The sequence below is a fragment of the Falsihalocynthiibacter arcticus genome (assembly GCF_000812665.2).
GTDB classification, from domain to species: Bacteria; Pseudomonadota; Alphaproteobacteria; order Rhodobacterales; family Rhodobacteraceae; genus Falsihalocynthiibacter; species Falsihalocynthiibacter arcticus.
In genome coordinates this window covers 877980-891992 of sequence record NZ_CP014327.1, presented here as the reverse complement: position 1 = coordinate 891992, position 14013 = coordinate 877980, and the positions used below count along the sequence as shown (strand labels likewise).

Below are 14013 nucleotides of genomic sequence, written 5' to 3'. Positions count from 1 at the left end.
TGTAGCACGGAAGATCGGTTTGAAAAGCGGTCAGGGGCGCGCAGTTTGCGCTAACATTTTGGGTTTAGCGTTACCGTTTAGCGCTAACGGGGCGCTTGGTTTAAAAAATCCAGCCGCGTTTGCAAAGTTTTATGCCTTTTGGGGCACATTCTAACTCAAGATCGTAGGGTGATTCGCAGTTAGGAGTTGATTCGCTAAAGTGGAACACTCAAAGTGAATAAAAAATTGAGCATAAAAAACTATATAAAGGAAGACCTCCATGTCGAAGATCGCTTTGGTCGACGACGACAGGAACATCCTGACGTCAGTAGCTATGACCCTTGAGGCAGAGGGTTTCGAAGTAGAAACATATAATGACGGTCAATCCGCACTAGACGCTTTTAACAAGAGTCTGCCGGATATGGCTGTTTTGGATATTAAAATGCCGCGCATGGATGGAATGGACTTGCTCCAACGTCTGCGCCAAAAAACCGCAATGCCGGTTATTTTTCTCACATCCAAAGATGATGAGATTGATGAAGTTCTTGGGCTGCGCATGGGGGCGGATGACTACGTAAAGAAGCCGTTTTCCCAACGTTTGCTGGTGGAACGCATTCGCGCTCTCTTGCGCCGGCAAGAAGCAATGAACGGTGTAGAGATTGCCGAAACCGAAGAAACCAAAGTTATCGAACGTGGTGATTTACGGATGGATCCATTGCGGCATTCTGTGCGTTGGAAAGGGAATGATGTTTCCCTAACTGTGACCGAATTCTTGTTACTGCAAGCTTTGGCCCAACGTCCTGGTTTTGTGAAAAGTCGCGATCAGTTGATGGATGTCGCCTATGACGATCAAGTTTACGTCGACGACCGCACGATCGACAGTCACATCAAACGGCTTCGTAAGAAGATGCGGACCGCGGATGACGATTTTTCGGCAATTGAGACGCTTTATGGTATCGGCTATAGATACAACGAAGATTGATGCCCCCAACTTTGGGTAAGAATGTGCGCGATACAAAAATGCAAAAAGAAGCGAATGTTGTTCTCGGTGAAGACTGGGATGGGCCGAGCAGTGGCGTGGAAAGCGAGCTGCGCAAAAGGCGCGAGCAACGCGGGTTTATTTCCCTCAACCGTTCGCCACTTGCGCGCAAAATTATCACGTTCAATTTATTGGCCCTCGTCATTTTGGTGGCGGGTGTTTTGTATCTCAATCCTTTCCGTGACAGCCTTGTGTTGCAACGTGAGCGGGGTCTTGTCATTGAGACACAACTGGTCGCTGACGTACTCGAAGCGCATTTTTGGGATGCAGAGACCCTTCCTAATGGGGCATCTGTTTTTGCAAATCTTGCAAAACTGTCGCTTCCTGCCGGCGTTGACGCCTATGTTTACAATCCCGAAGGAACGCTCGTTGCCTCTACGATTGGGATCGAGCGCTCGGGCATACCTCCAGTAAGCGGATTGGTTCAGAACACCCGCAGCACGCTTATCACAGATTTCTTGAATTCCATGTGGGAAGGCGTTTCTGGGCTGTTTACTTCGGAAACCGAAAGCGATGGTTTTGGCTCAACCGTTGAGCCGCCGCTGGAATTTGTACAGAAGACCTCGGACGGCTCAACTCAAGTGAACACCGGATTGGACTCCCAAGGTCGCGCAGTGTTTACCGTGGCCACTCCTATTCTGGTTGGCGGGGTAAATTTGGGTTCGGTTGCCGTGACAAGCGCTGAAGGAGAAATAGATTTTCTGGTTCGAAGTGAGCGGGAGCAGGTGTTGCAAATGTTTGTAATCGCGATCCTCGTCTCGGTCGGGTTAAGCCTTGTACTTGCGTCAACCATCGCCAACCCGCTTTCGGATTTGGCTGCCGCCGCCGAGCTTGGACGCGACAAAAATGCGCGTAAAATGAGTCCGAACCGTGTCCGCATCCCCGACCTAACCGCGCGGCCAGATGAAATCGGACGTCTTTCCGGCGCGCTTCGTGGAATGGTTACGGCACTGTATGATCGGATTGAAGGCAACGAACAATTCGCGGCCGATGTCGCGCACGAGATCAAGAATCCTTTGGCTTCCCTACGATCTGCCGTCGGTACTTTACGTGTCGCAAAACGGGAAGATCAGCGGGACAAACTCCTCGATGTTATCGACCATGATGTGCGCCGCTTGGACCGTCTTGTCAGTGACATTTCAAACGCTTCCCGGCTCGACAGCGAACTTGTCCGGGAAGAAGAAGAACAGTTTGATTTGTTGAAAATGCTTGGCAACATCAACGATTACCTTGGTGGCGATGCGAAATCCAAGGGGGTTGAGTTCATTTCCGACTTGCCTGCTGAACCGATCCATATTCACGGTCTTGAGGCGCGTTTGGCACAAGTTTTCGTTAATCTCATTACCAATGCGATCTCGTTTTGCGAAGACGGGGACGCAATTCGAGTTTGGGCGCGAAAACGGGAAAATCGCGTGCTTATAGTAATTGAGGACACTGGCCCAGGGATTCCTGACCAAGCATTATACAAAATTTTTCAACGCTTTTATTCTGAACGCCCCGCTGGGCAATTCGGCAATAATTCCGGTCTAGGCTTGGCAATTTCCAAGCAAATCGTCGAAGCCCATGGCGGCGTGATTTGGGCGGAAAACATTCGCCCGACAGACGCTGATATCACCTCCGACCCCTTGGGCGCGCGTTTTGTGGTTGGGCTCCCTGTTTGAGCCATCAATTGTGAGCTTTTAAATGGAAACGAATGAGCTCCACCATGCGTCCACGGTTGCTATCGATGGTAAAGCCGCGGTCATTTTCGGATGTTCAGGCAGTGGTAAGTCGACCCTTGCGCTTAGGATGATCTCCCTTGGCGCGACACTTATTTCGGACGATCAAACCCAGTTGTCACTCGAAGACGGAGTACTTGTTGCTTTGGCTGTGCCGGAAATTTCAGGCAAGTTGGAGGTACGAGGTATGGGGATCATTCGAACACCGTTTGAGCCCCGCGCAATAGTTTCCCTTTTCGTGGATATGGATAAAGTGGAGGAAACGCGGCTTCCTCCTGCGAGAGAAATCGTCTTACTTGGCCAAAAAGCCACCTTGTATCATTGCATTAAGGGTGATCATTTCGCAGATGCACTCATGCAGATTCTCAAATACGGCAGATCAGATTGACAAAACCTCGCCTAACAGATGACCCAGTTTTAAGACAGCGCTTGGTTCTTGTGACGGGCCCGTCTGGTGCTGGGCGCTCTACCGCGATTAACACCCTCGAGGATGCGGGCTACGAAGCTATTGATAATCTCCCTATTTCTCTTCTGCCACGATTGCTGGAAAATGGGGTGTCTGATCGCCCACTGGCACTCGGAATCGATGCGCGCAACCGCGATTTTTCTACGAAGGGTTTGTTGGAGCTTTTAGATAATTATTCACTGTCCGGTGATCAGGCGATAGAAGTCCTTTATTTAGATTGTAGTACCGAGGTTCTGTTGCGCCGTTTCTCTGAAACGCGGCGCAGGCATCCTTTGGCTCCATCTGAAACTCCGGAAATTGGCATTCAGCGCGAGCAAGACTTACTTGTTCCCATCCGCGCATGTGCGGATATACTTATTGATACTTCGGACATGTCACCGCATGAGTTGCGAGCGGAAGTGGAACAATGGTACGCGGCAGAAAAAAGCCAAAAACTGGCGGTATCAGTCCATAGCTTTTCGTATAAACAAGGTATGCCGCGTGGCATTGACATGGTTTTCGACTGTCGGTTTTTACAAAATCCGTATTGGCAAGAAGATCTCCGCAGCCTAAATGGTCTAGACAAAGCTGTCGCTGACTATGTTGCGCAAGACAAGCGTTATGATGACTTCTTTTCAAAAGTTTGCGACCTTTCGGAAATGTTGTTGCCTGCCTATATAGAAGAGGGTAAAGCACATTTTTCGATTGGGTTCGGATGTACAGGCGGACAGCACAGATCGGTCGCCGTCGCTGAAAATGTGTCGAATGTACTTGCGAAGGCTGGTTGGCAAGTGTCAACTAGACATAGAGAAATTGAACGCCGCACACGCACTTCGTCCGGCACAAAATTGGGGAAAACGGCGTGATCGGAATTTTGATCGTCGCACATGGCGGATTGGCCAAAGAATACCTTTCTGCTGTCGAACATGTTGTCGGCAAACAAGACGGCATGCGCGCTATTTCAATTGAGGACGATCACGATCGAGAAGAGAAGCAGTGTGAAATCTGCGATGCGGCAAATTCAGTTGATACAGGCGACGGGGTCGTCGTTGTTACGGACCTTTTTGGTGGATCTCCCTCCAATCTTTCTCTCCGAGCATGCAACCCCAAGAACCGGAAAATCATCTACGGTGCCAATCTTCCAATGCTCGTCAAACTTACCAAATCACGCAGTTGCACAGTGCAAGAAGCGGTAGAAAACGCGTTGAACGCGGGTCGAAAATACATTAACAGCTTCGACGCAAATCCCACAAGTTAGGACGTCATGACCATTACGAGAACGTTGGATATCGTCAATGAAAAGGGCCTGCATGCTCGTGCTTCCGCCAAACTCGTGGAAGTGGTTGAAGGCCATGATGCGCGCGCCGAAGTCAGCAAAGACGGACTTAGCGCCTCTGGTGACTCGATCATGGGCTTGCTCATGCTGGCGGCGTCAAAAGGCACCCAGATCGAAATCACGACATCTGGCGACGAGGCAGAAAAGCTTGCTGATGCCTTGCAAGCCCTAGTTGTTAACAAATTCGGCGAAGATTTTTAGCGCGTCGGAACGGGTGTTTCTCCGCGATAGTCATAAAAGCCACGCTCCGTTTTTCGACCAAGCCATCCAGCTTCGACATATTTTGTCAGGAGCGGACACGGGCGATATTTTGTATCCGCGAGGCCATCGTGGAGTACGTTCATGATCGCCAAGCATGTATCCAAACCAATAAAGTCAGCAAGCTCCAGCGGACCCATCGGATGATTTGCCCCTAGTTTTAGCGAACTGTCGATGGACGCCACCGATCCGACCCCCTCATACAATGTGTAGACGGCTTCGTTGATCATCGGCATGAGGATACGGTTTACGATGAATCCAGGAAAATCTTCTGCTGAGGCGGCCGTTTTTCCCAATTTTTCTACAACGGCCAAACACGCGCGATAAGTTTCCTCATCAGTTGCAATCCCGCGAATAAGTTCGACCAATTGCATGATGGGAACAGGATTCATGAAGTGAAAGCCCATGAATTTTTCCGGACGGTCTGTGCCGCTGGCGAGGCGTGTTATGGAAATCGACGACGTGTTGGACGTGAGGATTGTATGCGGTTGAAGATGTGGCAAAAGGTTAGCGAAAATTTTAACTTTTACGTCTTCTTTTTCCGTAGCGGCCTCAATGACGAGATCCGATTGCCCAACTTGTGCAATATCAAGCGTAGTTTGGACCCGACTTAGTGCCGCGTCACGTGCATCGCTTGAAAGCTTGTCGCGGGCAACTTGCCGTTCAAGGTTTGACTCGATTAGGGCGAAAGACGCATCCAGCTGATCTTGAGAAATGTCATTTAATACAACGTCATAACCAGCAACGGCCAAAACATGTGCGATTCCGTTTCCCATCTGGCCTGCGCCAATGACACCGATTTTTTTAATTTCCATTGGCTCAACTTCTCTTTTGAATTCGGCCCAAGAATATGCCGCGCCGCAGCGTCTATGCAAGGGGCGTTTCGTTTCCCTCCGGTAAAGAGACTCACGTTTCAAGATAGCGCTAATTTTAAGGTTAGGGATTTGGCAAGAGGTCGCGCGCAAATTGGTCTTGGGTGAGTCGAAAATTAGTGAGGTGGGTTATGGCCTATGAGAACCTGAGCGAAGGCGCTCTTGATTATTTACCTTGTCGATACGGCAAGTCAAAACTGTTGTTCCGTGGACCGCGTAAGAAGATGGATGGTAACTATATTGCCGTCATCGGGGGAACGGAAACCTACGGTAAGTTCATCGAAAAGCCGTTTACGGAACTGGTTGAGGATGATGTTAGCACAACTTCGATTAATTTCGGGTGTGTGAATGCTGGCGCGGATGTTTTCCTAAACGAACCAGCTATCCTTGATGCCTGTTCCAAGGCACGTGTAACCGTCATTCAAGCGATGGGCGCTCAAAACATGTCCAATCGGTTTTATGCGGTGCATCCCCGCCGGAACGACCGTTTTCTGAAGGCCTCAGTGTTGCTGAAAATGGTGTTTCGGGAGGTCGACTTTACGGACTTCCATTTCACGCGGCATATGCTGAGCACGTTGAAAAAATTGTCTGAAGAGCGCTTTGCATTGGTGGAAGATGAGATCAAGGAAGCTTGGAAAGCGCGCATGCAGATTATGCTTGAAAAAATCGAAGGTAAAACCGTGATGCTTTGGATTGATGATTCAAATCCAGAAGGGAAAAGCGATCTTGGTCACGATCCGCTGTTTGTAGATCGGGAGATGATCGAAGCCATTCGGCCTTATTGTACGAAGGTTGTCGAAGTTAATTTGAGTGATCAGGCAAAATCTGAGGGTGTTGCTGGTATGATCTACCCTGAAATGGAAGAACCCATGGCAAAGGAAATGATGGGGATGAGGGCGCATCGAGAAATTGCTAAGTCCCTTTCGAACGCGCTTCGAGACATGCTTTAGCGCGCTGCAGAACAGTTAAGGCTCGCCACTGGGGCGAGCCTTAACTGTTAGGAGTATCGTTGCTTACAGCGCGTCGATGAGGGCTGGAACCGCTTCAAACAAATCCGCAACAAGTCCATAGTCGGCGACCTGAAAAATTGGCGCTTCTTCGTCTTTGTTGATTGCGACAATGATTTTACTGTCTTTCATGCCTGCAAGATGTTGGATCGCGCCAGAGATGCCGATTGCGATATACAGGTCCGGAGCAACAACTTTACCGGTTTGGCCAACTTGCCAGTCATTTGGTGCATAGCCCGAGTCAACCGCAGCACGAGACGCGCCAACGGCGCCGCCAAGTTTATCCGCCAGCTTTTCAATGAGCGCAAAATCATCTTCTGATCCGACGCCGCGTCCACCAGAAACAACGATGCCTGCGCTTGTAAGCTCTGGTCGGTCGCTCTTGGCAACTTTATCTTCAACCCATTCTGATAGCTTGGGATCGGCCGTCGCTGTTATGCTCTCGACAGTCGCTGAGCCACCTTCTCCTGCCGCGTCAAATGTAGCGGTACGAACTGTGGCAACTTTGATAGAATCCGTGGATTTGATCGTTTGGATTGCATTGCCTGCATAGATTGGCCGCTCAAACGTATCGGCGTCAATAATCGCCGTAACATCGGAAAGCACCATAACATCCAAAAGTGCGGCAACGCGTGGCAAAATATTCTTTGCATTGGCGGTCGCTGGGGCAAGGATGTGCGTATAGTTACCTGCAAGGCTGACAATGAGGCCGGCGATAGGCTCAGCCAAACCATGGCCATAAGCCGCGTCATCAGCGCAAAGAACCTTCGAAACACCTGCGATTTTGGCCGCGGCTTGGGCCGCATCACCGCAACCTGCCGAGGCACAAAGCAATGTGATTTCACCCAAAGAGGACGCTGCAGCGACAGCTTTGGCCGTTGCGTCAAGCGCGAGTTCTGCGCCGTTGATTTCAGCAAGAATTAAAACGGTCATTACACAGCCCCCGCATCTTTGAGTTTCGCAACAAGCTCGGCAACATCGGCAACCATGATCCCAGCACTGCGTTCAGAAGGAACAGCGGTTGAAATCACCTGAAGACGAGGAGAAACGTCGACGCCATAGTCAGCAGCGGTTTTCTCTTCGAGAGGCTTTTTCTTGGCCTTCATAATATTGGGAAGGGTTGCATATCGTGGTTCGTTCAAGCGCAGATCGGCGGTGACGATCGCTGGAAGTTTTACCTTGATGGTTTGAAGTCCACCGTCAACTTCGCGGGTAACAATTGCGCTATCGCCTTCAACGGAAAGTTCGCTTGCGAAGGTCGCTTGTGACCAGCCAAGGAGTGCCGCGAGCATTTGGCCCGTTGCGTTCATGTCGTTGTCGATGGCTTGTTTGCCTGCAATCACGAGGCCGGGGGCTTCTTCGGCAATCACTGCCTTGAGAAGTTTCGCAACCGCGAGAGGTTCGATGTCTGTTGTCGCTTCGTCAGTTGCAACGATCAAAATCGCCCGATCAGCGCCCATGGCAAGTGCCGTGCGGAGTTCCTTTTGCGCGTCTTTCACACCAATGGAGACAACAACAACTTCGTCAGCTTTTCCGGCCTCTTTCAAGCGGATAGCTTCTTCGACGGCTATCTCGTCAAATGGGTTCAGAGACATTTTTACATTGGCGAGATCGACGCCGCTGCCATCCGCTTTGACACGAACTTTCACGTTATAGTCGATCACACGTTTGACCGGTACTAGGACCTTCATAGTGCGTATTCCCTTAGTTTCAATGATCGCAAAAATGCGAACCTAACAAGCTCTCGATTTTATCTAGCCTTTTGGGGCGACAGAAAATAGAGCAAAATCGACGGTCTATCCCTTGGGACGCGGCGTTTTTTCGATGTTGGCGCTAACGGTTTGCCCCAGGAACCCAAAGCACATCATTCGCGCTGTTTTTATTTGCGGCACGTGAGGCCACGAAAAACCAGTCTGACAAACGGTTTAGATATTTCACAGCCGCAGGGTTTACAGATTCGAGGCTCGCAAGTTCAACGGTGAGGCGTTCGGCGCGGCGGGACACCGTTCGCGACAGGTGAAGTTGTGCTGCGAGGGGTGTTCCTCCGGGTAAAACAAAGCTGCGCAATGGCGGAATATGTGCATTCATGGCGTCAATTTCGGCCTCAAGCCGGTCGACTTGCGCATGGTTCATCCGAAGGGGGGGTATTCCGCCGTCGCGTCTGTTTCCAAATCTGGGCGACAAAGATCGGCCCCTAGATCGAATAGATCGTTTTGAATGCGTGCGAGCTGTACGTCCATTTCACCTTCGGCGTGGAGCCGTGCAAGCCCGACGGTCGCATTGGTTTCATCGACCGTTCCATATGCATTTACGCGCGCATCGTATTTATCGACGCGAGTGCCATTCCCCAGTGCGGTTTGACCAGCGTCACCCGTGCGGGTGTAGATTTTGTTGAGAACAACCATTTCGCCCCCTAACGCCGCAAAAGAACGTAAATGACGATTAATATTACGGCCCCAAGCTGCGCACCCACACGATACCGCATGATACGATTGGCGTGTTTGCGATTGAACTCGCCGCCGGACATAAAGCCAACCAGGCCGACGATAAGTATGCCCAAGACGAGCAAAATGGCCGCAACGACCAATAGAAAAAGCGGATCCGAATTCATGAAATTTCCTTTCGGTTTTGTCCAGACTTACGGGCATTTATAGGGGCTGCAAGGTCAAATCGCGGTGTGCGACTATTGCGCACCCTAGAACTTGGCTAAGACCTTATCCAACATTCGTGTCGATGTAACGCGTTTCAGCAAGCCCATCACATAAGTCGGGGTTGTTACATAGTATCGAGGCTTGGGGCGCGGGCTTTCGAGGGCATGAATGAGTTTTTTTGTGACTGCCGATGCAGGCAACTCAAACGTATCTGGTTTCTTATCTGCATAAAGTCGTTTTGTAAGTTGTGCATACTGAGCTTTGCGTGGCGAGTTTTCAATGTCGATGTGACGTTCAAAATGCGCAATAGAGTTTTGCCGGATTTTCGACGTGATCGGACCGGGTTCAATCAAGATGATTTTGATCGGAGTGCTCCGCATCTCTAAACGCAGTGTATCGGTAAGCCCCTCCATCGCGTGTTTCGTGGCATTATACGCGCCGCGCCAACGCATGGGGGCAAAGCCAAGTATTGAACTGCAATTGACAATTCTTCCGTGCCCCTGTGCGCGCATGATCTTGATAACTTGGCACGTAAGGTCATGATACCCGAAGAGATTAACCTCAAATATTTCCCGAAGTGCGGCGCGGGGAAGGTCTTCAACTGCGCCAGGGACAGCAAAGGCTCCGTTGTTATATAAGGCGTCAAGCGTGCCTCCGGTGCGCGCAAGGCATTCGGCAAGCGCCGCCTCGATATTGGCCTCGTCGGCATAATCTAGCGGGAAGCTTTCCAGCCCCTCGGCGCGAAGGCGTTCGCAGTCTTTTTCTTGGCGACAGGTAGCAAAAACACGCCATCCTCGGTTCTTGAGGCCATGGGCCGCGTCATATCCGATGCCGCTAGAGCAGCCGGTAATGAGGATGGATTTGCTGGGCATATTTTTCTTTCGCGCGATGTGTGTCTGAGTGATCACCTTTGAGGCATGAAAAAACAAGGGTAATTGCGCGCACAGTTCGTGGTGCAAAATTTTGCAGGAAGCGACCTAGTTCTTGTGCGCACCAATTCTCGGCGTTATCACCGTTTTATGAGCAAAGAAAACGACCCCTCCGACATCGAACCTGTGGAAATAGCTGAGCCGTTGCGCCGCGCAATTGGAGACCGCTACCTGACCTATGCGCTTTCGACGATTATGCATCGTGCGTTACCCGATGCGCGTGACGGGCTGAAGCCTGTGCACCGACGTATTCTTTATGCGATGAATCGGCTGCGTCTGAATTCGACGGGGGGGTATTTGAAGTCGGCCAAAATTTCGGGCGACACAATGGGGGATTTCCACCCTCACGGTGACATGGCGATTTACGACGCGATGGCCCGTTTGGCGCAGGACTTCAACGTGCGCTATCCACTGGTGGATGGCCAGGGGAATTTCGGCAATATCGACGGCGACAATCCAGCGGCCAGTCGGTACACCGAGGCGCGCATGACGTTTGTCGCGGAAGCGATGCTTGAGGGATTGAACGAAAACTCCGTTGATTTTCGGGATAATTATGACGGGCGCCTAACGGAGCCAACGGTGCTTCCTGCGACTTTCCCAAATCTGTTGGCTAATGGGTCAACTGGGATTGCCGTTGGTATGGCCACCAACATTCCACCCCACAATGTTGTTGAATTGGTCGACGCGTGTTTGCATCTGATCAAAACGCCCGATGCGCGGGACGAGACATTGGTGAACTTTGTTCCCGGTCCAGATTTCCCGACGGGCGGCATCATTGTAGAGCCGCGCGAAAACATCGTCGAGGCGTATCGCACAGGGCGGGGTTCGTTCCGACTGCGGTGTAAATATGAAGTTGAGGATTTGGGGCGCGGCACGTGGCAAATTGTTGTCACCGAGATTCCTTATCAGGTTCAGAAAAGTAAATTGATCGAGAAACTGGCCGAGGTCATTCAGCTTAAGAAAGTGCCGATTCTTGGGGATGTGCGGGACGAAAGCGCCGAAGATGTGCGCATCGTTCTAGAGCCGAAATCCAAGAATGTAATACCAGAAGTTCTGATGAACACCCTGTATCGCAACAGCGATCTTGAGGTGCGGTTTAGCATGAATATGAACGTGCTGATCGATGGTTTGACGCCGAAGGTTTGCAGCCTCAAAGAGGTTCTGCGGGCGTTTTTGGATCACCGTCGTGATGTGCTTTTACGACGTAGCCAGTATCGTCTTGAGCAAATCGATCACCGCCTAGAGGTGCTCGCAGGGTACATTATTGCGTTCCTCAATCTTGATCGCATCATCGAAATCATTCGTTTTGAGGATCATCCACGCGCCGTGATGATGCAAGAGTTTGGACTGACTGAAGTTCAGGCTGAAGCCATTTTGAACATGCGTTTGCGCAGCTTGCGAAAGCTGGAAGAACTTGAACTCAAAAAAGAAAATGACGCCCTAACTCTTGAGCGAGCGGGTCTCTTCGAATTGATGGGAAGCGAAGATCTCCAGTGGTCAAAAATTTCCGAACAGTTGCGGGAAACCAAGAAGAAATTTGGCAAGAATTTTGAAGGCGGCGCGCGTCGTACTCAATTTGCCGAGGCACTGGAAGTCGAAGACGTACCGATCGAAGCGATGATCGAGCGCGAACCGATTACCGTTGTTTGCTCCAAAATGGGCTGGATTCGCGCGATGTCGGGTCATATTGATCTCACACGCGAGTTGAAATTCAAAGACGGTGACGGCCCCCGCTTTGCCTTCCATGCCGAGACGACTGATCGCCTGCTTTTGCTCGGCGCGAATGGCCGTTTCTTTACTATGGGGGCGAGCACGCTTCCGGGTGGGCGCGGCATGGGTGAGCCGGTCCGTCTGATGGTCGACCTTGCGAACGAAAGCGAAATTGTCGATCTGTTTATACACGTTCCGAACCGTAAACTTTTGGTGGCTTCTTCGGCGGGTGATGGGTTTGTTGTGCCTGAAAATGAAGTGATTGCGCAAACTCGAAGCGGCAAACAAGTGCTCAATGTGCGCGGCGATGTGTCGGCCATCGTTTGCCTGCCTATAATAGGCGACCACGTTGCAACCGTTGGCGATAATCATAAAATGCTGGTGTTTGCTGTGGATGAACTGCCCGAAATGGGACGCGGTAAAGGTGTGCGTCTCCAGAAATTCAAAGATGGTGGCCTAAGCGATGCGCGCGCGTTCAATATTGCGGACGGCCTGACGTGGCATGATCCTGCAGGACGTACGCGGACCGTGACCGAGCTTGCAGATTGGTTGGGCAAGCGCGCCGCGACCGGACGGATGGCGCCGCGTGGCTTCCCGCACGACAATAAATTTACCTAAGCTTGCGGCCAAATACTCCAAGGGGATCAAGACTATCCTTGAATAAGCGGCGCTGAAGCCACATTTAGGCATCAAGGGGAAAGTATGAAACGAAACGCTTGATTTATCCTGCGTAAAATCATACTTCACCCGCGATGTAATGTGGGGTCGGTTCCGGCCCCCTTGTTTAAGGATGAGGCTTTCATGGGTAAGGAAAAATTCCAACGTAACAAACCGCATTGTAACATTGGTACAATCGGCCACGTTGACCACGGTAAGACGACTTTGACAGCTGCGATTACGAAGCAGTTTTCGGACAACTTCCAAGCATACGATCAAATTGACGGCGCGCCCGAAGAAAAAGCACGCGGCATCACCATCTCGACAGCACACGTTGAGTATGAGACTGAAGCACGTCACTATGCCCACGTTGATTGCCCAGGCCACGCTGACTATGTGAAAAACATGATCACTGGTGCGGCTCAAATGGACGGCGCGATCTTGGTTGTGAACGCAGCCGACGGTCCGATGCCACAAACACGTGAGCACATCCTTTTGGGTCGCCAAGTTGGCATCCCTGAAATGGTTGTCTTCATGAACAAAGTTGACCAAGTAGACGACGATGAACTTCTTGAGTTGGTTGAAATGGAAATCCGTGAGCTTCTCACAGAGTATGGTTATGACGGCGATAATATCCCCGTAATTGCTGGTTCTGCTTTGGCAGCTTTGGAAGACCGTGACGAAGAAATCGGCTCCAAGAAAATCGCTGAATTGATGGCTGCTGTTGATGCGTTTATTCCACAGCCTCCACGTGCGATTGACGAACCTTTCTTGATGCCAATCGAGGACGTGTTCTCGATCTCTGGTCGCGGTACCGTTGTAACGGGCCGTATCGAGCGCGGTGTTGTTAACGTTGGGGATTCCATCGAAATCGTTGGTCTCAAAGACACAACAACTACCACTTGTACTGGTGTTGAAATGTTCCGCAAACTGCTTGACCGCGGTGAAGCTGGTGACAACATCGGCGCATTGCTTCGCGGTGTTGACCGTGAAGGCGTTGAGCGTGGTCAGATCCTTTGTAAGCCAGGTTCTGTTAAGCCACACACAAAATTCGAAGCTGAGGTCTATATTTTGACCAAAGAAGAGGGTGGCCGTCACACGCCATTCTTCGCGAACTACCGTCCACAGTTTTACTTCCGCACAACGGACGTAACGGGAACAGTTACGCTTCCTGAAGGCACAGAAATGGTTATGCCAGGCGACAACTTGAAGTTCACAGTTGAACTGATCGCGCCTATCGCCATGGAAGCTGGCCTCCGCTTTGCGATCCGCGAAGGCGGCCGCACTGTTGGTTCCGGTGTTGTCTCTAAAATCATTGAGTAAGCATTAGCTGCTTGAGTTTGAAAGGGTCGCCTTCGGGCGGCCCTTTTTCGTTTAGCGCAACTCAAAAGCGAACTTCAGTTAGAGAAACA

General features: G+C 50.9%; 14 protein-coding genes and 1 pseudogene. 9 read left to right on the top strand and 6 right to left on the bottom strand.

What is annotated here, in order from left to right; translation table 11 throughout:
• The first annotated feature begins 259 nt into the window (after nucleotides 1-259).
• Genes RC74_RS04460 through RC74_RS04435 form a run of 6 tightly spaced genes read left to right on the top strand, consistent with a single transcriptional unit; the run spans nucleotide 260 to nucleotide 4718 of the window.
• A complete protein-coding gene (locus tag RC74_RS04460) occupies nucleotides 260-961 on the top strand; it encodes a response regulator transcription factor (RefSeq protein WP_039000056.1) in 702 nt (233 codons plus the stop codon).
• Nucleotides 962-999: 38 nt separating this feature from the next.
• Complete coding sequence (locus tag RC74_RS04455) at nucleotides 1000-2679, top strand: sensor N-terminal transmembrane domain-containing protein (RefSeq protein WP_039000061.1); 1680 nt, start codon at nucleotides 1000-1002, stop codon at nucleotides 2677-2679.
• Nucleotides 2680-2701: 22 nt separating this feature from the next.
• A complete protein-coding gene (locus tag RC74_RS04450; RefSeq protein WP_039000055.1) occupies nucleotides 2702-3124 on the top strand; it encodes an HPr kinase/phosphorylase in 423 nt (140 codons plus the stop codon).
• Nucleotides 3121-4047, top strand: a complete 927-nt coding sequence (gene rapZ, locus RC74_RS04445) for an RNase adapter RapZ (RefSeq protein WP_156477412.1) — start codon at nucleotides 3121-3123, stop codon at nucleotides 4045-4047. The genes RC74_RS04450 and rapZ overlap by 4 nt, the downstream gene beginning before the upstream one ends.
• The gene (locus RC74_RS04440; RefSeq protein ID WP_039000054.1) at nucleotides 4044-4439 is read left to right on the top strand and encodes a PTS sugar transporter subunit IIA; all 396 of its coding nucleotides are present in this window, start codon (nucleotides 4044-4046) and stop codon (nucleotides 4437-4439) included. The genes rapZ and RC74_RS04440 overlap by 4 nt, the downstream gene beginning before the upstream one ends.
• A gap of 6 nt (nucleotides 4440-4445) precedes the next feature.
• Nucleotides 4446-4718, top strand: a complete 273-nt coding sequence (locus RC74_RS04435) for an HPr family phosphocarrier protein (RefSeq protein WP_039000053.1) — start codon at nucleotides 4446-4448, stop codon at nucleotides 4716-4718.
• Here the strand turns inward: RC74_RS04435 and RC74_RS04430 are convergent.
• Complete coding sequence (locus RC74_RS04430; protein WP_039000052.1) at nucleotides 4715-5590, bottom strand: 3-hydroxybutyryl-CoA dehydrogenase; 876 nt, start codon at nucleotides 5588-5590, stop codon at nucleotides 4715-4717. The genes RC74_RS04435 and RC74_RS04430 overlap by 4 nt on opposite strands.
• Before the next feature lie 188 nt (nucleotides 5591-5778).
• Here RC74_RS04430 and RC74_RS04425 point away from each other — a divergent pair, with 188 nt between their 5' ends.
• Nucleotides 5779-6597, top strand: coding sequence for a DUF6473 family protein (locus RC74_RS04425; RefSeq protein ID WP_039000051.1), 819 nt, complete (start codon nucleotides 5779-5781; stop codon nucleotides 6595-6597).
• 63 nt (nucleotides 6598-6660) lie between these two features.
• On the opposite strand, the gene RC74_RS04420 is transcribed toward RC74_RS04425, so the two are convergent.
• From RC74_RS04420 to RC74_RS04400, 5 genes and pseudogenes are all read right to left on the bottom strand, one after another.
• On the bottom strand, nucleotides 6661-7587 hold the full coding sequence (locus tag RC74_RS04420; protein WP_039000050.1) for an electron transfer flavoprotein subunit alpha/FixB family protein: 927 nt from the start codon (nucleotides 7585-7587) through the stop codon (nucleotides 6661-6663).
• Nucleotides 7587-8345: an electron transfer flavoprotein subunit beta/FixA family protein gene (locus RC74_RS04415; protein WP_039000048.1), complete on the bottom strand. Its 759-nt coding sequence runs from the start codon at nucleotides 8343-8345 to the stop codon at nucleotides 7587-7589. Before RC74_RS04415 ends, RC74_RS04420 begins: the two co-directional genes overlap by 1 nt.
• A 142-nt stretch (nucleotides 8346-8487) precedes the next feature.
• Nucleotides 8488-9059, bottom strand: a pseudogene (locus tag RC74_RS04410) (cob(I)yrinic acid a,c-diamide adenosyltransferase).
• 8 nt (nucleotides 9060-9067) lie between these two features.
• Nucleotides 9068-9265 carry a twin transmembrane helix small protein gene (locus tag RC74_RS04405; RefSeq protein ID WP_039000046.1) on the bottom strand — a complete coding sequence of 66 codons (198 nt, stop codon included), beginning with the start codon at nucleotides 9263-9265 and terminating at the stop codon, nucleotides 9068-9070.
• Between the two features lie 84 nt (nucleotides 9266-9349).
• The gene (locus RC74_RS04400) at nucleotides 9350-10177 is read right to left on the bottom strand and encodes an SDR family NAD(P)-dependent oxidoreductase (RefSeq protein WP_039000044.1); all 828 of its coding nucleotides are present in this window, start codon (nucleotides 10175-10177) and stop codon (nucleotides 9350-9352) included.
• A gap of 147 nt (nucleotides 10178-10324) precedes the next feature.
• Between RC74_RS04400 and parC the strand changes: the two genes are divergently transcribed.
• Complete coding sequence (gene parC, locus RC74_RS04395) at nucleotides 10325-12562, top strand: DNA topoisomerase IV subunit A (RefSeq protein ID WP_039000059.1); 2238 nt, start codon at nucleotides 10325-10327, stop codon at nucleotides 12560-12562.
• Between the two features lie 183 nt (nucleotides 12563-12745).
• On the top strand, nucleotides 12746-13924 hold the full coding sequence (gene tuf / locus RC74_RS04390; RefSeq protein ID WP_062628136.1) for an elongation factor Tu: 1179 nt from the start codon (nucleotides 12746-12748) through the stop codon (nucleotides 13922-13924).
• The last annotated feature ends 89 nt before the right edge of the window (nucleotides 13925-14013 follow it).